Source organism: Ralstonia soli (genome assembly GCF_023955655.1).
GTDB classification, from domain to species: domain Bacteria; phylum Pseudomonadota; class Gammaproteobacteria; order Burkholderiales; family Burkholderiaceae; genus Ralstonia; species Ralstonia soli.
On the sequence record NZ_JAMXHT010000003.1, the window covers coordinates 642,589 to 663,166 of the forward strand.

At 60.1% G+C, this 20,578-nt stretch carries 20 protein-coding genes; 9 read left to right on the plus strand and 11 right to left on the minus strand.

The window, feature by feature from the left end; all coding sequences use genetic code 11:
• Positions 1 to 5: 5 nt before the first annotated feature.
• The 5 genes from NG900_RS10060 (at position 6) to NG900_RS10080 (ending at position 5,084) form a co-directional block, all read left to right on the plus strand.
• A complete protein-coding gene (locus NG900_RS10060; RefSeq protein ID WP_252679777.1) occupies positions 6 to 341 on the plus strand; it encodes a hypothetical protein in 336 nt (111 codons plus the stop codon).
• Positions 342 to 447: 106 nt separating this feature from the next.
• Entirely contained in the window at positions 448 to 1,656 is a 1,209-nt protein-coding gene (locus tag NG900_RS10065; RefSeq protein WP_252679779.1) for a CpaE/TadZ family protein, read from the plus strand.
• Between the two features lie 87 nt (positions 1,657 to 1,743).
• The gene (locus NG900_RS10070) at positions 1,744 to 3,060 is read left to right on the plus strand and encodes a TadA family conjugal transfer-associated ATPase (RefSeq protein WP_420804141.1); all 1,317 of its coding nucleotides are present in this window, start codon (positions 1,744 to 1,746) and stop codon (positions 3,058 to 3,060) included.
• Between the two features lie 42 nt (positions 3,061 to 3,102).
• Complete coding sequence (locus tag NG900_RS10075) at positions 3,103 to 4,080, plus strand: type II secretion system F family protein (RefSeq protein WP_252679781.1); 978 nt, start codon at positions 3,103 to 3,105, stop codon at positions 4,078 to 4,080.
• A gap of 50 nt (positions 4,081 to 4,130) precedes the next feature.
• Positions 4,131 to 5,084 carry a type II secretion system F family protein gene (locus tag NG900_RS10080; protein ID WP_252679782.1) on the plus strand — a complete coding sequence of 318 codons (954 nt, stop codon included), beginning with the start codon at positions 4,131 to 4,133 and terminating at the stop codon, positions 5,082 to 5,084.
• A 577-nt stretch (positions 5,085 to 5,661) separates the two neighbouring features.
• Here the strand turns inward: NG900_RS10080 and NG900_RS10085 are convergent.
• The 11 genes from NG900_RS10085 to NG900_RS10135 form a co-directional block, all read right to left on the minus strand.
• Positions 5,662 to 6,816, minus strand: coding sequence for an acyltransferase family protein (locus NG900_RS10085; RefSeq protein WP_252679783.1), 1,155 nt, complete (start codon positions 6,814 to 6,816; stop codon positions 5,662 to 5,664).
• Between the two features lie 45 nt (positions 6,817 to 6,861).
• Complete coding sequence (locus NG900_RS10090) at positions 6,862 to 7,317, minus strand: TadE/TadG family type IV pilus assembly protein (protein WP_252679784.1); 456 nt, start codon at positions 7,315 to 7,317, stop codon at positions 6,862 to 6,864.
• Positions 7,310 to 7,801, minus strand: coding sequence for a TadE/TadG family type IV pilus assembly protein (locus NG900_RS10095; RefSeq protein WP_252679785.1), 492 nt, complete (start codon positions 7,799 to 7,801; stop codon positions 7,310 to 7,312). The genes NG900_RS10090 and NG900_RS10095 overlap by 8 nt, the downstream gene beginning before the upstream one ends.
• A gap of 9 nt (positions 7,802 to 7,810) precedes the next feature.
• Positions 7,811 to 9,040, minus strand: coding sequence for a pilus assembly protein TadG-related protein (locus NG900_RS10100; RefSeq protein ID WP_252679787.1), 1,230 nt, complete (start codon positions 9,038 to 9,040; stop codon positions 7,811 to 7,813).
• A 252-nt stretch (positions 9,041 to 9,292) separates the two neighbouring features.
• Positions 9,293 to 9,739 carry a GtrA family protein gene (locus tag NG900_RS10105; RefSeq protein ID WP_252679789.1) on the minus strand — a complete coding sequence of 149 codons (447 nt, stop codon included), beginning with the start codon at positions 9,737 to 9,739 and terminating at the stop codon, positions 9,293 to 9,295.
• 112 nt (positions 9,740 to 9,851) lie between these two features.
• Positions 9,852 to 10,931: a M48 family metallopeptidase gene (locus NG900_RS10110; protein WP_252679791.1), complete on the minus strand. Its 1,080-nt coding sequence runs from the start codon at positions 10,929 to 10,931 to the stop codon at positions 9,852 to 9,854.
• Positions 10,932 to 10,948: 17 nt separating this feature from the next.
• Entirely contained in the window at positions 10,949 to 12,025 is a 1,077-nt protein-coding gene (locus tag NG900_RS10115; protein WP_252679793.1) for a YjgN family protein, read from the minus strand.
• 207 nt (positions 12,026 to 12,232) lie between these two features.
• Positions 12,233 to 13,876 carry a chaperonin GroEL gene (groL, locus tag NG900_RS10120; RefSeq protein WP_252679795.1) on the minus strand — a complete coding sequence of 548 codons (1,644 nt, stop codon included), beginning with the start codon at positions 13,874 to 13,876 and terminating at the stop codon, positions 12,233 to 12,235.
• Between the two features lie 112 nt (positions 13,877 to 13,988).
• Positions 13,989 to 14,279: a co-chaperone GroES gene (gene groES, locus NG900_RS10125; RefSeq protein ID WP_009238929.1), complete on the minus strand. Its 291-nt coding sequence runs from the start codon at positions 14,277 to 14,279 to the stop codon at positions 13,989 to 13,991.
• A gap of 584 nt (positions 14,280 to 14,863) precedes the next feature.
• A complete protein-coding gene (locus NG900_RS10130; protein ID WP_252679796.1) occupies positions 14,864 to 15,415 on the minus strand; it encodes a PaaI family thioesterase in 552 nt (183 codons plus the stop codon).
• A 31-nt stretch (positions 15,416 to 15,446) separates the two neighbouring features.
• A complete protein-coding gene (locus NG900_RS10135; RefSeq protein ID WP_252679797.1) occupies positions 15,447 to 16,052 on the minus strand; it encodes a TetR/AcrR family transcriptional regulator in 606 nt (201 codons plus the stop codon).
• Positions 16,053 to 16,186: 134 nt separating this feature from the next.
• Between NG900_RS10135 and NG900_RS10140 the strand changes: the two genes are divergently transcribed.
• From NG900_RS10140 to NG900_RS10155, 4 genes are all read left to right on the plus strand, one after another.
• Positions 16,187 to 17,269 (plus strand): alkene reductase, encoded by a 1,083-nt coding sequence (locus NG900_RS10140; RefSeq protein WP_252679798.1) that lies wholly within the window; start codon positions 16,187 to 16,189, stop codon positions 17,267 to 17,269.
• 54 nt (positions 17,270 to 17,323) lie between these two features.
• Positions 17,324 to 18,112, plus strand: coding sequence for an SDR family NAD(P)-dependent oxidoreductase (locus NG900_RS10145; protein WP_111395327.1), 789 nt, complete (start codon positions 17,324 to 17,326; stop codon positions 18,110 to 18,112).
• Between the two features lie 264 nt (positions 18,113 to 18,376).
• A complete protein-coding gene (gene acuI, locus NG900_RS10150; RefSeq protein WP_252679849.1) occupies positions 18,377 to 19,363 on the plus strand; it encodes an acrylyl-CoA reductase (NADPH) in 987 nt (328 codons plus the stop codon).
• A gap of 25 nt (positions 19,364 to 19,388) precedes the next feature.
• Positions 19,389 to 20,279, plus strand: coding sequence for an alpha/beta fold hydrolase (locus NG900_RS10155; protein ID WP_111395335.1), 891 nt, complete (start codon positions 19,389 to 19,391; stop codon positions 20,277 to 20,279).
• Positions 20,280 to 20,578 lie beyond the last annotated feature (299 nt).

Genomic DNA, 20,578 nt, shown 5'->3' on the forward strand with positions numbered 1-20,578 from the left:
CAGCCATGAACGCAAATTTCAAACGCCTGCAACGCGCAGCACTCGTGGTCCTGGCCAGCCAGGCACTAACCGCCTGCATGACCACATCGCCGGTCTGGGACAAGCACTTCGGCGAAGCCGTCACGAGCGTCAAGCAAGCGCAGGTGATCAATCCTGATGCACCGGCCGGCCTGCCCGCGGTGGATGGCTACGACGGCAAGGCCGCTGTGGCCGCCATGACGAACTACGAGCGCTCGATGACGCGCTACTCCGGCGGTGGCAGCAGCTCCGGCGGTTTTGGCGGTGGATTCAGTGGTGGCGGCTATGGCGGTGTCGGCATGTCCGGAGGGGGCACACGCTAGCAGCGCATGGCGAGCGCCTGGACAGCGTCCGCCGGACTCTGCGCTGGCGCATTTACACGGCGATGCAACGACATACAGAACATACGATCGAACGGGGAGCCTTGCCATGCTCAAGATCTTGATTGCGTCCGAAGACGGCGAACGCCTAGCCGAACTCGCACGCCTGGTTTCCTCCAGTGGGTGCTACCAGATCATGCGGCTGCAGGCGGCGCCGGGCAGCCTGTCGACGCATGCCTGCCAGTTGCGCAGTGCCGATGCGCTCATCATCGATCAACCGGGCACCGGTTCTGCGCAGATGCTGAGCATCGAGGTGCTGCGGCAGCAATACGCCGATCTGCCCTGCATCCTGATTACGCAAACCCAGGAACGCGACGACCTGATCCGTGCGCTGCGAGCTGGGGTCAGTGACGTACTGACCTGGCCGTTGGAACGCGCGCAGCTGACAACGGCACTCACCCGGCTGGAAACCAACTACACCCCACGAACGAAGGACGAAGCACGCGTGGTCGCGTTCATCTCCAGCAAGGGTGGCGCCGGCTCCAGCGTCATTTCCAGCAACATCGGCTATACGCTGGCTGCGCACGCGCACAAGCGCGTGCTGCTGATCGACCTGAATACGCAGTTCAGCGACACGCACTTTCTGGTGAGCAACAAGACACCACCCGCCACCTTGTCCGAAGTGTGCGCGCAGGTCGATCGGCTGGACGACGCCTTCCTGGAGGCGTGCCTGACGCGTGTAGCCGACAACTTCGACATCTTGGCTGGCGCCAGCGATCCCATCAAGGCGGGCGAAATCAAGAAAGACAAGATCGAATACGTACTCTCGCTGGTATCACCGATCTACGATTTCGTGCTGGTAGATGTCGGACAAGCGATCAACCCGCTGTCAATTGCGGTACTCGATCACAGCGACCAGATCTGCGTGGTGGTGCAGCCGACGATCGCCTTTGCGCGCACAGGCCGGCGTCTGCTGGATATCTTGCATGGCCTGCACTACCCCGCCGAAAAGCTCCGCATTCTGCTTAACCGGCATGGCAAGCGCGACGAGTTGCCACGGGCCACGCTGGAGCATGTCTTCGGCCAGAAGCTCTTCCATATCCTGCCCGACGATGCTGGTGCGGTTGATGATTCCATCTGCCATGGTGTACCCATTGCCAAGGAACACCGGAACAGCACCATGGCCAAGGCGCTCGTTGCCCTGGCCGACATCCTCGCCACGGCGCGCGAGAACGACCGTGGAGCGCCGCAAGAGAAAGGGTTCTCCCTGAGTAAGTTATTCACGCGCGCCAAAACGTCCTCTCCAAACATTGCCTGAGTTTCTCCTGTCCATTTTTGCAGTCAGACGGAGCCCATCATGTCGATCCGCGAACAGCTATCCAGCCCGGACCACGCGCCGTTGTCCATGAACGGACACACGCCTAGCCATCATAGTGTGGGGGGACATCCGGCCTATCGAGACTTCAAGAAAACCGTCCATGAAGTGGTATTGGACCGCGTCGATCTAGAGCGGCTAGCTCGCTTCCCAACCGAGCAGGTCCGGCACGAGCTCGGTGCCTTGGTCAACAACATCATCGATGAGGAAAAGCTGCTGCTCAACGATACCGAGCGCCGGCAGATGACCACCGACGTGTATGACGAGATGTTCGGCTTCGGCCCGCTGGAGCCATTGCTGCAAGACCCGACTGTGTCGGACATCCTGGTCAACACCGCCAAGCAAGTCTATGTGGAGCGGCGCGGCAAGCTGGAACTCACCGACGTCACCTTTTACGACGACAGCCATCTGATGAAGGTGATCGAGAAGATCGTATCACGCGTGGGCCGGCGGATTGACGAGACCAGCCCGATGGTTGATGCGCGCCTGCCCGACGGGTCACGCGTGAACGCCATCATCCCGCCCTCGGCCATTGATGGGCCACTGCTTTCGATCCGCCGGTTTGCGACCAACCCGCTGCAAATCTCGGACCTCATCGATCTCAAGACGCTCACGCCACCGATGGCAAAGCTGATGCAAGCGCTGTCGCAAGCCAAGGTGAACGTACTCGTTTCAGGTGGCACGGGCAGCGGCAAGACCACGCTGCTGAACATCCTTTCAGGCTTCATCCCAGCAGACGAACGGATGGTCACCATCGAAGATGCCGCTGAACTGCAACTGCGCCAGCCACACGTACTCCGCCTGGAAACGCGACCACCCAACATCGAGGGCAAGGGCGAGATCACGCAGCGGGCACTCGTGCGCAACGCGCTGCGCATGCGGCCGGATCGCATCCTCCTGGGCGAAGTGCGCGGCGGTGAAGCGCTGGACATGCTCAACGCCATGAACACCGGCCACGAGGGGTCGCTCACTACTGTCCACGCGAACACTCCGCGCGATGCGCTCACGCGCATGGAGAACATGGTGAACATGGCGGGTCTAAACCTGCCGCCCAAGACCATTCGGCAGCAAATCGCCTCGGCCATCACTGTAATCATCCAGGTGGCGCGACTGACCGATGGCCGCCGCAAGGTCATCAGCATCCAGGAAATCACCGGCATGGAAGGCGACGTGATCAACATGCAGGAAATCTTCACCTTCCAGCGCACGGGCATTGCACAGGACGGCGCCGTCAAAGGGCACTTCCGCGCCACCGGTGTGTATCCGAAGTTCGCTGAACGCCTGCGTGTGTTTGGGGTGGGCTTGCCAGACGAAACCTTTGATCCCGTCAGGCACTTCGAGGTTTGAGGCCGGGTCAACCGGCCTAACCAAAGAAAGGGGGGCACCCAAATGAACGAGATCTTCTACGCCTTCGCAATCCTGCTGTTCGTAGCGGTGGTGCTTTGCATCGAGGGCGTCTACCAATGGTGGAACAGCACCCACGGACCTGAGGCCAAGCGGATCGACGAACGCATCCGAGCCTTGTCGGCCGGTGGCCATGTCGGGCAGGAACAGTTGTCGATTCTCAAGAAGCGCCTGCTCAGCGAGTCGCCCTGGTTCCAGCGCTGGCTGATGAGCCTGCCACGCGTGTCCGCCATCGACCGCTGGCTGGAGCAATCCGGCAGCCCATGGTCGGTCGCTCAACTGCTGGGCTACAGCACTCTGACCGCACTGTGCGTGCTGGCGCTCGGCGTGTGGCTGCAGATTCCCATGATCATCATGGTCCTGGCCGCGCTGGCCGCTTGCACACTGCCCGCCCTGTATATCGTCAGGCGCCGGCATAAGCGGCTCAAGCAATTGGAAGCGCAACTTCCCGACGCGGTTGACATGATCGCGCGCGCGTTGCGCGCCGGCCATTCCTTCTCCAGTGCCCTTGGCATGGTTGGGCAAGAGATCAAGGCGCCAATGGGCCCCGAGTTCCGCATCACCTTCGACGAGATCAACTACGGTGTCCCACTCGACGAGGCCTTGACCAACCTAGCGATGCGCGTACCAGTCAACGACCTTCGCTACTTCGTCATTGCGGTACTGATCCAACGTGAAAGCGGCGGCAACCTGGCTGAGATTCTTGACACCATCGGCAAGCTGGTCCGTGAACGCCTGAAGCTGTACGACAAGGTCCGAGTGCTCTCAGCCGAGGGGCGTCTGTCGGCATGGATTCTCGGCCTGCTGCCGTTCTGCACCGCTGGGCTGATTCTCCTAATCAATCCGGGCTTCATGAAGATACTCTGGGAAGACCCGATCGGGGTGAAGATGATCTGTGTGGCGCTATTCAACATGGTGCTTGGCATCTTCTGGATGCGCAAGATCATCCGTATCCGGGTCTGACACGTATTGGTATTGATGTCAGCACTCAATTCCTTTGAAGGGGGCCGATCATGCAGACCATCTATTCCGGACAAACCTTGGTGTTAGTCCTCATTTTCATCGCTGTCTTCGGTAGCGCACTCGGCCTGCTGCAACTATTTTCGCCAGCGCGCGAACGCGGCCGCATACAGCAGATTGGGGGGCACACCGTCAGCACAAGCCCACAGGACAATGCGTGGGTTGAAAAGCTGGCCACCTGGGCCAAGCCGGTCTCACAATTGTCGCTGCCCAAAGAAGGGTGGGAAAACTCGCAGATTCGCGTGCGCTTCATGAATGCAGGCTGGCGCCAGGCTTCGGCCCCGTCACTTTACTTTGCCCTCAAGACCGTCCTGGCAATCGTCCTTCCGCTGATTGCTTTGGCTTTCTTGAGCAGCAGTCACATGTTCGACAGCCGGGAGGCAATGATCGCAGTGCTCGGGACGCTAAGTGCCATCGGTTATTACCTGCCCAATTTCGCCTTGGCGCGCAAGATTGCGCTTCGGCAACGCGACGTGTTCGAAGAGTTCCCCGACGTAATCGACCTGCTCACGGTGTGTGTGGAAGCTGGCCTGGGACTGGACGCGGCCCTGATGCGTGTATCGCAGGAGCTTGCCTTACGGTGTCCCGTGTTGGCCGACGAGCTGGAGCTCTTGCTGTTGGAGCTACGTTCTGGGTTCTCAAAGGAAAAAGCGTTGTTGAACTTTGCGTTGCGTACAGGTGTGGAAGACGTCGATAAGTTTGCATCGATGCTCATCCAAGCGGATCGTTTCGGCACCAGCCTCGCAGATTCGCTACGCGTGTTATCCGACATGCTGCGCACCAAGCGCCGGATGCTGGCGGAGGAACAGGCGGCAAAGATCGCCCTCAAGTTACTTTTCCCGCTGATTTTCTTCATCTTCCCCTCGCTGATGCTGGTACTGCTCGGGCCGGCAGTCATTCAGATCTATCGGGTTCTACTGCCCACCCTGAGTGCCCAAGGAGCCTGACATGAGTAAGCGAAGGTAGCTTGGTGGTAAAGGCCCCCGGACCGTCATTTGGCGCTCTGCGCCAGCGGTGGTCCTGTTCCCGGACGCGCGCCGGGCTTTTTCTTTTGTTCGTGAGCAGAATTCGACCTGCCCGACACGGCGATACTGGCCGCCGCCATTCTTGAGCCCAACCAAATTCGTGCCCCCAAGCATCGAAAAACGATGGGCGGGCTTCCAGAAGCTCAGGAGGATGGCCTCCAACCAGTCATCCTCACAGGCCAGCGCAAGAACGAACGTGCAGCCATCCAACAGGTGCATATTGACTTGGAGGGCTGTATCCAGCCGATTCCCAATGCAAAGAGCGGCAAGGCCGATGCGGGAAGTTGCGGTCGCCAACCTTCTGGCCCAATAACGAGATATGGGCACGCTCGCTTGCTAGGGCTCCCGGTGTTCGGCAGGTTGTTTCGAGTCGCAGGGCCAGCTGAAAAGGAACGCCCAAGAGAAGGCTGGGCGATTCAACCCAGAGCGAGTGCAAAAATCAGTTCTGAGCTTCTGTTTGGCCGGACACCAGATACAACAGCGTCAACAAATCAAGGAACTAGGATCCAGATCTGACATCATCAAGCGGCAATGGCTGATGGTGCGCCGTTTCCGTGTTGGGCGACACTCGCTGGCGAAGCAGAATATTTTTCAGTTGTGACCGTGCCGGCTCCTCGATTGCACTGTAGGCAAGCGCACTTAAGGCCACTACAGTAACCATTGAGACGACAGTCAGGGCAGTCGCTGCGCCCGGAATGGAATGCACCACCGGATTCGCAGCGAGTACGCGGATGAGATCGGTGAATGGCCCATGTATCAGATAAATGGAATATGACCAAACGCCAAGCGCGTAGATCGCGCGAGTGCCGAGTATTTTTGAGAGCAAGCCACGCTGAAATGACAAGCTGATAATCAAAGCTGGGAAGAGCATGGCCAACGCGGTGTCGGAGAGGGGAATACACAACAGGGCGACGACCGTGATGCCAATAGTGGTCGACATAGGTGTGCAGCCAAGAATTTCCCGCACTCGGGCTATCGAACGTATCCGATATGCAAGCAGGCCGAGGGAAAAGCCAGCAATGCAGCGCACCATTGGGCCAATCGAATCAAATGCACAAAGATCCAGGGGCCCATTGCGCTCGCGCTGCGAGCCAAGAACTAGCGATGGGTCCACGAGGGACAAGGTAACAATGCTAGCCAGGCTGGCAATCGATCCGGCGATGACATACGACTTGCGGCTGTAGAGCAGAATAGAAACCAGCAGTGGAAATAGCAGGTATGCCGCCCATTCCGTGCTAATCGACCACGCAGAGCTCACGATGGATGGCGCAATACCCCACGACTGAATCATGAGCGTGTTTGCAACGATCACGAAGAAGAAAGCGAATACATTGCTCATCGGCACTGCGCCTCCCAGCAATAATCCAGCAGCCAGGCATGTCGTGATGAACAAGTAGAGCGGGTAGACACGAAAGATCCGCCGTATCAGGAACTTGCGGTAGGCTTTGCCAGAGAATCCGTCTCGGAACATTGAGCCGTAATTCAAAGCCATAACGAATCCGCTCAGTACGAAGAACAGATCTACGGCCAGATAGCCGTGACGGAAAAACGCCGAAATCGGCCCGTTGCCCGTCACCGGATGGAAGTGATAAACCACAACGTAGAGCGCCGCGACGCCACGCAACCCCGTCAGTGATTTGAGTTCGTTATCCACTGAGCCCCCGTCCGCCCGCAATGGCGGCGAATCTCGAAAGGTGGGTCAGGTACAGGGGCCGCCGGACGTCGAGCTGTTCGCGTCTTGCCCCATGATCTCGCGGGGCAGATAGGTGGAAAAACCCGGTACGGCTATCGAAGAAAAACCCATCCAGGCGGCAGGAGAAACGGGGGAGACTGTGAGCCCCGCAACGCTGACGGAAACACCCGCGCAATTGGTGGCATCGCAGGTAGTACTCACAGTTCCGCTGGCGTCGTACCACTGCACGGTCACGTTCGTCGCTTGGAGGCTGGGCAGGATACGCTGCATCCTGGCGAGTACGGTTCCTGATCCAATGCTGCACACTACCGCCTGACGAGCGCCCCAGCGCGTTGCCTCACCAACCGCATTCCAGGTGTAGAGGATGCGCCCAAAGTCGAGAATGGCGAGCACCACCGTCAGGAACATTGCTGCAACGATAGCGAATTCAAGCGCCGTTGTACCCTTCTGATGCTTATTCATAAGCCTGCCTCATGGTCACAGAGATGCTCCCAAACGTGATCGCCGTGATGCTTCCAGTGCCACCCGAATAGAAGCGAGTGAATGCCAACAGATCCAACGCGGGCACGAATGGATAGCCCGAGATCGCCACGGTCACCGTGTTGATCGCTGGATTGGTGCCTTGAGCAATATTGGAGGTGCAACTCGTGTTGGACGCGTCGCAAATCGATACCATGTTCGCGGCAAGCCCTGGGGCCAGCGGCGTGGGAGTACCGCTCACGGTGGGCTTTCCATAGACAGCCAGGTTCGTCGCTGTGGCGTAAGCGGCCGTGCTACCAGCCGCTTGCGTGCTCAGATAACGAGCAGCATCGCGTGCTGCTTTAGTCAGGGTGTTGTACGTGTAGATGGCGCGGCCAAATTCCGTGATCGCAAAGGTGATCGCCAGCAAAATGCTGATAACAATGGCCAGTTCGACCAGCGCCACGCCTCTTTGTCGTGTTTTCATCGCTCGCTCCTACTGCACCAGTGCGGGAATCAACGGCCCCACCGTGCCACCCGCCAGGCCACTCGGTGTGCATGGACTGGTCAAACTTCCGGCATTACCCCGGTACTCGAACTGGGGCGTAGCGTGCACCCCATCGATGGGCTGCAACATCAGCATGCACGCGTAGTCGATGATCTTCGAAGCAGAGGAAATAACCGGCACCAGAACGATGCGCCGGTTCAAACCATAGGTGGCAAGGTCACCGCCAGCTCCACTTGTCGCAAGATTTTTGTAGCCGCCCTGAATGTTGAGGGCGGTAATCTTGTCCCCGCCGTTCACGCTGGTGCCGGTATCGTCGTAATTGGCGTAGGCCAGCCGCTTGTTCTTGAAGTTGTCGGCGGTCTTGTCAGATCCGCTTGCGGGCGTGCCACCGTAGGCGTTTTGCGGCACCGCGTTGGTCCAATTGGTGGACGTATAGGCGTAACCTGTGAAATCCGGTTGCAATGTCGACGCATTGGATTTGTTCTTGTAGATGCCAAAGCGGGCGTTCCAATTGTCGTCAACGGACACCTTTGCGCCGGGTGTACCTAGTTGGTCTCCGACCTTGGAATTGCAGTAGCCCTGATCCATCTCGAGCTTCGTTTCATTTGCATTGGTGCTGCCATCGAGGTTGTACCACCCCATCTCCCCAGGCGGGACTGACGAGCAACCCGTGCCACTGCAGCTGTTGTAGACCATGCCAACCCATTCACCGACCTGAAACCCATAGTCGGGAGCAGTTTGTCCGGATTTCGGGGTCAAGGCCACCGGAATAGGGCATGTGCTCTGTGCATGAACCCGTGTCGCCACAGCAACCGCACCCACGGCATTGCTGGTGGCCCCACCAACAAACCGCATCAACAGCGCGGTAATTCCACTCGTGAGGTGGTCGCATTTCACGTAGCGGGCATTTGCGACTGGCGAGAAGCTCGAACTGAACGTACCTGTCAGAGAATCGCTGAACGTAACATCCGAAGCGGTCAGCGCTGGGGAAACCTTCTGGTACTTGATCCGGTTCGCATTACCGGCCGTCAGCCCCGCGCTTGTCGCGCGCGTCAACGCATCGGAGTTGCCATCCAACTCCTGCGCTGCCGACAGCGCACAACTATCCACCGCAGACTGGAGCTCTGTCTTGGCGACGAACAACCCACCGAGGTCGATGACCAAGCCAGCCATTCCCAACAGGATAGCGATGACTAGGCCGACCATCGGGAGCACCACTCCCCTCTGCTTCTGGTTGCAATATCTACGCATGTGCCTCGCCTCCGCCGATGTAAATGGCTGCTGGGCGTTGTATTGACTGCCTGACGCGAGCTGCTTCCCCGCGTGCAGGTTTCCCCGTCCCTTCTCGTCAGTTGTAGCCGCCGCAAGCGCAGTCGGAAACTGTCCGTACGTATGATTCAGCACTGAAACGCGAAGTCTCTGTACGTTTGCATTGCGCTCAGCTTGTGCACGCAGCGCATGCAGCCTCTGCTACCGAAACGTCCAGAACCGATGCAACACAAACGTCAACGGTGGCACGACCGACAGAATCGCCGCCAGCCCGATCCAGTAGCTCAGGCCCAGCGTCTGGGCCAGCCACGAGATCCCAAGCGTGAGCGCCAGGCCAAGCAACGAGACGGCATAGAAGCGCAGGAAGTTGGCACGCCCGGGCTTGGCCGAGAAGCTCCACAGCGCGTTGAGCAGGTACGAGCAGACGTTGGCACAGACAAACGCCACGCCATTGGCCGTGACCTGAGAAGCAGAAAAACCGTTGATGAGCGTGGTGGCAATCGCGACGTGCACGCCGGTAGCCGCGACGCCTGAGACGCCGAAGCGGGCCACGCGGATCAGCATCATGCGATCCGGAAAACGCTGCGCAAGCGTTGGCGGCTGCGCACCCGCCAGGGCCTCCATGACGCCCGATTCTGCGTGTCGCATGATGTCCCTCCCCTACCCTCTACCACCATTCTTGGCGGCACGGGAGGCTTGAGAAATCCATCAAACGGATGACGAGGCTGAGGGCAATCGGACGAGTGCGGTGTGTGCTGTGTCAGTCGGCATCGCCATCGCTGCCACCGTGCGTCCGATCAAACCGGCGCAGGGTTTCGATACGTTCACGCGTGAGCGGGTGCGACGAAAAAAACGCCGCGGCTTCGTCATCGCTGGCGGCATCAGGCTGCTTCGCGGTGTTCGCCTTGCGCGTACCGCCGTGCGTGTCTTCCAACGCCTGGAGCACATCGGCGAATGCGCCCACTGACAAGCCGTTCGCCTGCAACAGGCGCGCGGCATAGCGGTCGGCATCGCGCTCGTAGTCGCGCGAGTAGCGCAGCGTGAGCAGCGCCGCCGGCACGCCAGACAGGATGGTCGACACATCGCCAAACAGCAGCGCGGCCGTTGTGCCGATGGCCGACGACTGAATCACCTGGCGCAACCCGTGGCGATATTCCACGTGGCCGGCCTCGTGCGCCAGCACACCTGTCAGGCCATCGCCCTCACCCACCAGTTTGACCAGCGCATCCGTCACGATGATGTCGCCGCCGGGCAGCGCAAAGGCGTTGGCACCGATGGCGCCATCCCGAAAGACGATGTGATACGTGTGCGTTGCCTGTGGCGCACGCAGCGCGGCAAACCTTGCGCGAATGCGGTCCTGCTGCGCGACAGGCAGCTTGCTCGGCTTGAGCCAGCGCTCGTCCAGCGCCGTCAGCGTGCTGCGGCCGAGCTGCGCTTCCACGCGCTGCGGCACCATGCCAGCCACCACCTTCGCGCCCCACGGCAAGCCGTAGCGGTAGCCCAGCGCCAGCACCACCACCATGGCGAGCAGCGAGCCCAGCGCCAGCTTCCAGCTGTTCTGCGCCAGGACAACCCAGCCTTCGCGATACCCCGTGCGATGCAGCAGCGCATTGAGCGCGGCCTGCTCGCCCGGGTCGGTGATCTCGCAGAAGGCACCGTCGTCGAAGGTGATCAGGCGCGGCGCATGCTTGACGCGCTCCGACACGCGTAACGTAACGAGCGGCGCGCGACGCAGCGCCGTGCCTTCGGGGTCGAACAGCACGGCCTCGCCCGCCTCGACGGCAAGGCGCACGGGTTGCGCGCGCGAGGTGCGGCCGTCGAAGTAGATGGCGAGGATCATGGCTTGCCTTGCGGTGCTTACAGCGCGATGTCGATGTCGTACCAGTCCACGGCGGCGTCGCCCAGCGCGCCCACCTTGGCGGTTTCGCCAGCGACGAAGGTATCGAGCGAGCCGGACGCGAACATCGTCACCGAATCGAGCTTGTAGCGCAGCGTGCGCACACGCGCAAACGGCGTGAACAGGCCCACGGTAATGACGATCAGCACCGCGTTCGACACGAAGATCCAGAACAGCTTGAGCGCGCCCACCTGGCTCTGAAAGCGGTGCGTACCCAGCGTGGTGTGGTTCCACACGACGTTCTGCAGACGCGAGAGAAAATACGGCGTCAGGAACAGCATGGCCGCGTACATCGCCACCACAGTGAGCGCGATGGCGATGGCCTTGCCGGCCGTGCCCTGCGTCTTGCCGATCGACATACCCAGCCCACCGATCACAATGCCTGCAACGGCAATGGCCAGCAGTGCCAGGCCGAACGTGCGCAGATACACGCCGTAGAAATTGCCCGGCGTGCCGGAGAAATCAAACGACGTGGTGCCGAAGCGCGTGTTCTTGTGCTGGAAGCGCTTGAAGCGCTGATGCGCCAGTGGCGCCAGCAGGTAGGCCGAGAAGACGCTCAGGATCGGCCACACCAGAAACACCATGTAGCCCTCGGCATCCTTGCCCGTGAACGCAAAGCGCAAGCCGCGGTAGCTCGAATTGGCCATGCGAAAGCGCAGCGAGCGCACCAGCAGCCACGGAAACGCTGCCGCCAGCAGCGCCAGGAACACCAGCGACAACACCGGCGACGAATGACCAAGCACGTTGAACGCAACCGCGAGCACGAAGATGATCGCGCGGCCCTTGAGAATGGCGATCGGGCTGCCGTGATAGTCGAAGCTCGAACCCGCCAGCTGCGTGTTGCGATAGAAATACTGCAGCGTGCGCACCTTCGCCCAGGCCGAGTAGATGCCCAGCGTGACGACGGTCAGCAGCAGGTTGACGATCCAGATGCGGAAGTATTCCGAGCCGCTGCCGATGAAGCGCAGACGCAGGGGCTGTGGAGCAGCCGGAGCGGGGGCGCTGCCCAGGACGGACTCGCTTGCGATGTCGTTCATCTGTTTTCCCTTCCCTGTGTTGTTATCGTGCCGCGCTTAAGCATGCCTAGACTCGCGGGTGGGCCGATTGTAGCGAAGGCCGTTGCGTTGCAGCGTTAACGCCGTCTTAACAAACCGGGCAACAAAAAACCCCGCGGGCTCGCACCCGCGGGGTTTTTGGAACAACCGTCCCGAAGGACGGCCGGGCCAGGTTGCCGGACAGGCAAATTACATCATGCCGTCCATGCCGCCCATGCCACCCATGCCGCCCGGCATTGCCGGAGCTGCATCGTCCTTCGGCAGTTCTGCCACGGCGCAATCCGTGGTCAGCATCAGCGAAGCGACCGAAGCTGCGTTCTGCAGCGCGGTGCGGGTCACCTTGGTCGGGTCCAGCACGCCCATTTCCACCAGATCACCGTACTCGCCGGTGGCGGCGTTGTAGCCGTAGTTGCCTTGGCCTTCGATGACCTTGGACACCACAACCGAAGCCTCGTCGCCAGCGTTGGTGACGATCTGGCGCAGCGGCTCTTCCATGGCGCGCAGCACGATCTTGATACCGGCGTCTTGGTCAGCGTTGGCACCCTTCAGGCCGGAGATCAGCGCACGGGCGCGCAGCAGTGCAACACCGCCACCAGCCACGATGCCTTCTTCCACGGCAGCGCGCGTTGCGTGCAGAGCATCTTCCACGCGGGCCTTCTTTTCCTTCATTTCGACTTCGGTGGCAGCGCCAACCTTGATCACGGCAACACCGCCAGCCAGCTTGGCCACGCGCTCTTGCAGCTTCTCACGGTCGTAGTCCGAGGTCGCTTCTTCGATCTGGGCACGCACTTGCTTCACGCGTGCTTCGATGTTGCGGGCGTCGCCTGCGCCATCGATGATCGTCGTGTTTTCCTTGCCGATTTCAACGCGCTTGGCTTGGCCCAGGTCGTTCAGGGTTGCCTTTTCCAGCGTTAGGCCGACTTCTTCAGCGATGACTTGGCCGCCCGTCAGGATGGCGATGTCTTCCAGCATGGCCTTGCGGCGGTCGCCGAAGCCCGGAGCCTTCACGGCAGCGGTCTTCAGGATGCCACGGATGTTGTTGACCACCAGCGTTGCCAGGGCTTCGCCTTCGACGTCTTCAGCGATGATCAGCAGCGGACGGCCAGCCTTGGCCACTTGTTCCAGCACCGGCAGCAGGTCGCGGATGTTGCTGATCTTCTTGTCGAACAGCAGCACGAACGGGTTGTCCAGCTGGACAACTTGCTTTTCCGGGTTGTTGATGAAGTACGGCGACAGGTAGCCGCGGTCGAACTGCATGCCTTCCACGACGTCCAGCTCGTCGGCCAGCGACTTGCCGTCTTCCACCGTGATCACGCCTTCCTTGCCGACCTTGTCCATGGCTTCAGCGATGCGCTGGCCGATGGATTCGTCGCTGTTGGCCGAGATGGCGCCAACTTGAGCGATTTCCTTGCTGGTCGTCGTCGGCTTGCTGATCTTCTTCAGCTCTTCAACAGCGGCCGTCACAGCCTTGTCGATGCCGCGCTTCAGGTCCATCGGGTTCATGCCGGCGGCAACGTACTTCATGCCTTCGCGCACGATCGACTGGGCCAGCACCGTTGCAGTGGTGGTGCCGTCACCGGCGTTGTCGCTGGTCTTGGAAGCGACTTCCTTGACCATTTGCGCGCCCATGTTCTGCAGCTTGTCCTTCAGCTCGATTTCCTTGGCGACCGACACACCGTCCTTGGTCACGGTCGGGCCACCGAAGCTGCGCTCCAGCACCACGTTGCGGCCCTTCGGGCCCAGGGTCACCTTCACTGCGTTGGCGAGAATGTTCACGCCTTCGACCATCTTGGCACGTGCGGCGTCGCCGAACACTACGTCTTTAGCTGCCATCTTGAGAATCTCCGAAATCTTTGGATGTTGCCCGCGCACGCTCCCGTTTAGGGATGGGCTGCGCCGGCAAAGAGGATTGGGTTACGGGTAAGCGTTGCGAACGAGCGCGTGCTTACTTTTGCACCACAGCCATGATGTCTTCTTCGCGCATGACCAGGACTTCCTGACCATCCACCTTGACGCCCTGGCCGGCGTACTTGCCAAACAGCACGCGGTCGCCGACCTTGACGTCCAGCGCGATCGCATTGCCCTTGTCGTCTTTCTTGCCCGGGCCGACGGCCAGCACTTCGCCTTGATCCGGCTTTTCAGCGGCGGCGTCGGGGATGACGATGCCCGAAGCGGTCTTGGTTTCGTTGTCCAGGCGCTTCACGATCACGCGGTCGTGCAAAGGACGCAGGTTCATACACAACTCCTCAATGCAAAGTGAGTGTTTATTCACAAAACGCGCCGCAAGAGCGCGGCGCATCGGGAAAGCATCGGGGGTCGGAGGCGTTGTTAGCACTCCTGCCCGGCGAGTGCTAATTATAGGGACGGGGTATTACGATTTCAAGAATGGGAAGTTGGTGTCGAGATTCACTCAATCTGGAACTTCGGTCACTCAATTTGGAACTTCCGCACGCAGACAAAGCCTTGCCAGCAAACTTTTTCCTTTTATTTCAACCACTTAAGAATAGGAAGGCAGCCGCTATCGTGGCTGGCGGACGGGGCCAGGTACCCCGACTCGACCCCACAAATCCGTGCGCACAAAAAAATGTAGGGGACTACTGAGGGAGGCCCACCTCTGAGTAGATAGAAGGACCGGCCGGCGCGTTACAACTTCCGTCGGGCCGCTCGTACTCCCATTGCGACAGGTTCGCACCGAACTTTGACGGTCTTGTCGGCCAGTGATCCGACCTCCCTGCTATTGCGTGCGCATTTGGTGACACCGTCTTTACTCGCCAGCACCAGGGTCCTTTCAGTACAACGTTGCGGCGATGCGGGACGTGCTCATGGACCGATCCTTGTCGCGGGAGCAGGATAGTTGAGGATCAGACAGGTAGTGGTTGCATGGGCAAACAACTTGCCGTCGGGTCCGACGATGCGTCCCTCAGCAGTGGCGACCTGGCGCCCTACATGGATCACCTTCCCCTCAGCACGCACAAGCGGCACATCGCTGCTGAGTGCCCGAACCATGTTCACCTTAAGTTCGAGCGTGGTGTACCCCTTGCCCGCCGGCAACATGGTGTGAATCGCGCATCCAACGGCCGAGTCGAGGAGGGTCGCGAACCAGCCACCGTGCACGGTGCCGAGCGGGTTGTAGTGTCGACGTTGTGGCCGCCCTTGGAACACCGCCACGCCGTGCTCCATGTGGATGGGAATGAAGTCGAGTGTTTCGCCCATCGGCGCCGGTGGAAGCTCGCCAGCAAAAATCGCCTCGAAGATTTCCATGCCAGATCGTCCGGCGACCTGCTCCTGAGGGGCCGCATCGGCTTCTCTCAACCGGGCGCGTATTGCTACCTCGTCTGCCTTCCAAAGTTCGATGGTCTGGTCGACGGTCATTGGCAGTACCTCATCCTGAATCGGCTTGGGATCATCGGGGAGTGCGTGCACACCTTCCGCTTGCATCAGATGGACTCAGTAGCGCGAGGATCGTGTCGCGGCACACTGAGAGGATCTCATCTGCCAGCGGCGAATCGTCCGGGCAGGCACGTGACATGACGAGGGCGCCGACCGCGTGCGCAAGTATGTTGAGAGACTGCGCTCTTGCCTTGCCCGCTTCAGCACTGTCCACCTGAGAGCACCCAACATTGAGTGCAGCGAGCTGCCGCTCGATACCGGCCGCAAAGGTAGTCCGGACGGATTCTGGTTGACGTGCGGCATCCCCGCCTAGCGCGGCCAGCGTGCAACCGGTCGAGCGGCTGTCGCGATGCTCTCGGGAGAGATACAGCCGCAAGAATTCCGACATATCCACGCCGGTGGTCAGTTCGGCTGTCTTTGCGATGCTGCAGGCCGCCGACTCTGCCATCAGGTCAGCCTTCGACCCGAATTGCTTGTAAAAGCCGCCGTGAGTCAAGCCAGCGGCGGCCATCAAATCAGCAACGCCAATCCCGTCGTAGCCGCGCTCCCGGAACAGGGCGGACGCCGTCTCAACAACGCGCGCGCGGTTGGCCTGCGCCTGTGCTCTGGTGACCTTCATGTTTCGTCTGAGTGGATCCGTGTCTTCCTCGTGTTTCAACTATACATTGATGTCAACCATCATCAAAGTGTTGACACGTTAGATTATGATGATCATCATAAATGCCACTCCTACCTGTGAGAGACCGAACCAACATGACCGAAAAGACGCTTTTCGAACCGTACGTTCTGGGTAAATTGACGCTCGCCAATCGCATTGTCATGGCGCCCTTGACCCGCAACCGCGCGGGTGCGGGTCTCGTGCCCAGCTCATTGGCTCCGACCTACTACGGCCAGCGCGCCTCTGCTGGCTTGATCATTACCGAAGCTACCCAGGTGTCGGCCCAAGCTCAGGGCTATCAGGACACACCTGGCCTGTACACGCCGGAGCAAATTGATGGCTGGCGCGAGGTTACGGAAGCCGTGCACGCCAAAGGTGGGCTCATCTTCGTCCAGCTTTGGCACGTGGGCCGCGTATCACATGTCGACGTCCAGCCGGGGGGTGCGGCACCCGTCGCGCCGTCAGCGATCCGCGCGGAGACCAAAACCTTCGTCAATAACGGATTTGTAGACGTGTCTGAACCACGCGCCCTGGAACTCGACGAACTACCGGGTATCGTGAACGATTTTCGCCAAGCAGCAGCGAACGCTATCGCTGCCGGTTTCGACGGCGTCGAGATCCACGCCGCTAATGGCTATCTGCTGGAGCAGTTCATCAAAGACGGGGCCAATCAGCGCGCAGATGCCTATGGCGGCTCGATTGAGAACCGCGCTCGATTGGTGCTCGAAGTTGTCGCCGCAGTTACGAAAGAAATCGGCGCCGAACGCACCGGCGTGCGCATTTCCCCCGTTTCCCCCGCGAACGGAATCTCTAGCAGTGATCCGCAGACACAGTATGAATACATCGTCTCGCAACTCAGCGCGCTAGGAATCGTCTATCTGCACGTTGTCGAAGGCGCGACTGGTGGTCCGCGTGATATCGCCCCGTTCGACTATGACGCGCTACGCCGGCAGTTCAAGCAGACCTATCTGGCCAACAACGGGTATGACCTGGAATCTGCCACCGTACAGCTGAACGATGGCAAGGCTGACTTGTTCGCCTTCGGCCGTCCGTTTATCAGCAACCCCGATCTTGTTGAACGCCTGAAGACCGGCGCACCGCTTACACAGATCAACCCGGCCACGCTTTACGGTGGTGGCGCTGCGGGCTACATCGACTACCCGACCATCTCAGGCTGAAGCACACCAGTGCCTGCGCCTTGCCACAACGACCCTTAAAAAAGGAAAGTACCCATGACCAGCCTTCCGACTGTCCTTATCACCGGCGCCTCCAGCGGCATCGGTGCCACCTACGCCAACCGCTTCGCCCGCCGTGGCCACGACCTCGTGCTGGTTGCGCGTGACAAGTCGCGCCTGGATGCCCTGGCAGCGCGTCTGCGCGAAGAATGCAATGTGGCCGTCGAAGTCGTAAAGGCCGACCTCACACACCCCGCCGACCTGTCCGCGCTCGAAACTCGCCTGCGCGATGACTCGCGCATCGGCGTCCTGATCAATAACGCCGGCATGGCTCAGTCGGGCAGCTTCGTCCAGCAGACCGCTGAAGACATCGAACGCCTGATCACACTCAACACCACGGCACCGACGCGGCTCGCTGGTGCGGTTGCCACGCGCTTCGCACAGTCCGGTGCGGGCGCGATCGTCAACATTGGGTCGGTGGTGGGTTTCGCCCCTGAGTTCGGCATGTCCATCTACGGCGCCACCAAAGCCTTCGTGCTATTCCTGTCGCAAGGCTTGAACTTGGAATTGTCGCCCAAGGGCGTCTATGTGCAAGCGGTGCTTCCGGCATCGACCCGCACCGAGATCTGGGAGCGCGCCGGCATTGACGTCAATAGCCTCCCCGAGGTGATGGAGGTCGACGAACTGGTCGATGCGGCACTGGTTGGCTTCGACCGCCGCGAATTGGTCACGATCCCGCCGCTGCATGTTGCAGAGCGCTGGGACGCGTTAGATGGCGCACGCCAAGGATTGATGTCGGACATTCGACAAGCACACGCGGCCGAGCGCTATTTGCCGCACGCCTGAGACTCACCCCTTCTTTCTCGAAACGCACGCCGTAGGTTATTTGCCGAGTACGACAAGTTACGGCGTTGCGCTACCGGCGGCATTTGTTTCACCCGTTGGAGTGGCGCTGCCGGTGCGCATGATGAAAGAAGAGCCGCTAACGACGCCGGTGATGGCGGTGCCATGGCATCTCACCATGTCGGCTGATCGAGCAGCCCGTCGCTCAGTTTTTCCCATCCGCATGGGGTCGACAGATGAACCCAATGCATCAAAGGAGCCATGACCATGACATTCAAAGCGCTTCTCGCTGCCAAGACGGGCGATGCAATTTCTACCACCTTGGTCGACTTCGACGAAGTCGACATGATGCCGGGCGACGTCACTATCGCGATTGAATATTCGGCGGTGAATTATAAGGACGCGATGGCGATCACTGGACGCGCCCCAGTAATTCGCGAGTTTCCATTAGTTCCGGGCATCGACTTTTCGGGCATCGTCGAAGCATCGTCGGACACAAGATTCGCGGTGGGCGACCGCGTTGTCGCCAATGGCTGGGGTCTGAGTCAAACACATCACGGAGGTTTCGCGCAGAAGGCACGCGTCAGCGGCGACTGGCTGATCAAGCTGCCTGACGTGTTTTCGACGCGAGATGCCATGGCCATCGGCACGGCTGGATACACCGCAATGCTGTCTGTGCTCGCACTCGAGCACATGGGGCTGACGCCTGACAAAGGTGATGTGCTGGTGACTGGGGCAAGTGGTGGAGCTGGGTCCATCGCTATCGCTTTGCTGTCCAAGCTCGGCTATAAGGTGGTGGCCTCCACGGGGCGCCTGGAGGAGACCAAGTACCTATGGGAGCTAGGTGCTGCGGAAGTCATTGATCGCCGCACGCTGTCGGAGCCTGGCGCACCGATCGCCAAGGAACGCTGGGCCGGCGCGATCGACTCCGTGGGAAGCCACACACTGGCCAACGTGCTGGCGCAAACGCGCTACCGTGGCGCCGTGGCGGCCTTCGGGCTCGCGCAGGGTGCAGACTTACCCGCTTCCGTCCTCCCTTTCATCCTGCGCAACGTAACCCTAGCAGGCATCGACTCGGTCAACACACCGCAGGACGTCAGGCTGCAGGCATGGGAACGCCTTGCCACCGATCTGGATCTGGGCAAACTTGCACACGCGACACAGGTGATCGGGTTGACCGAAGTGCCTGGCATCGCCAACTCGGTACTCCGAGGCCAGGTGCGAGGTCGCACCGTTGTCAATGTCAACGCATAAAAAACGAAACGCAAAGGAGGCAATGATGACCAAGTCCGATCCAGAAACCCAATCGGCAATGGCCTATGCCGAAGCACCGAACAAGATTGTCAGGACTGAGAGAGGAGCATTCGCCTACCGAGAACTAGGCCCACACGGCGGAGTCCCTCTAATTCTGCTCAACCATTGGGGTGCAGTGCTGGACAACTTCGACCCTCGTATCGTAGATGGCTTGGCTCGCAAGCACCGCGTTATTGCCATTGACTACCGAGGGATTGGTCTATCTGGTGGCATCGCACCGGTAACCGTGGAAGAAATGGCCCGCGATACCATCGCACTGATCCGCACCATGGGTTTCGATCAGGTCGATCTGCTCGGCTTTTCGCTCGGCGGCTTCGTAGCGCAGGACGTGGCTCTAAAGGCACCAACTCTGGTGCGTAAACTCATCCTCACGGGAACCGGTCCCGCAGGTGGTCAGAGCATCGATCGTGTGGGTGCAATCTCTTGGCCACTGATACTTAAGGGCCTGCTGACGCTGCGCGATCCAAAGACTTATCTATTCTTTACCTCCACGGCCAATGGCCGGCAGGCAGCAAAGGCGTTCTTGCAGCGACTGAAGGAACGCAAGAACAGTCGCGACAAGGGGCCGACACCTCGCGCTTTCCTCCGTCAACTCAAAGCGATCAAGGCCTGGGGCCAGCAGAAGCCGCAGAATCTTACCAGCCTGCCGATGCCTGTCCTGATCGCCAATGGCGATAACGACATCATGGTCCCTACTGCGCTAAGCCACGACATGGCTCGCCGCATTCCCAACGCGCAACTCATCATTTATCAAGACGCAGGGCACGGAGGCATCTTTCAGCACTACGCAGACTTCGTACCCAAGGCATTGGAATTCCTCTCGCACAACGAGAGCAGCGCAGCAGCGCTGAAATGACCGGCAGCGAACAATCGGCGCGGTGTTCCAATGATTTCGAGCTGCGTCGTGATATCCAGCGAGTCATCTCTTCATAACCGTTCCTCCGGGGAACCGACTTCTCATCGCCGGCTGCCTGATCGCAGGAAGTAGGTCCGAGCCCAGTCAACGCCGCGCAAGACCTAATGCTTAGGGTCAGCGAGAGGCGCTCTGGCGATCTTCCAAAACGACAGGCGGAAACTGAAGTCCAGGCGGACACCGGCTCAGGCAAAGTTGCCGGAGGATGCACCAGTTCGCGGTGACCACCGGTCTGGCGAAGC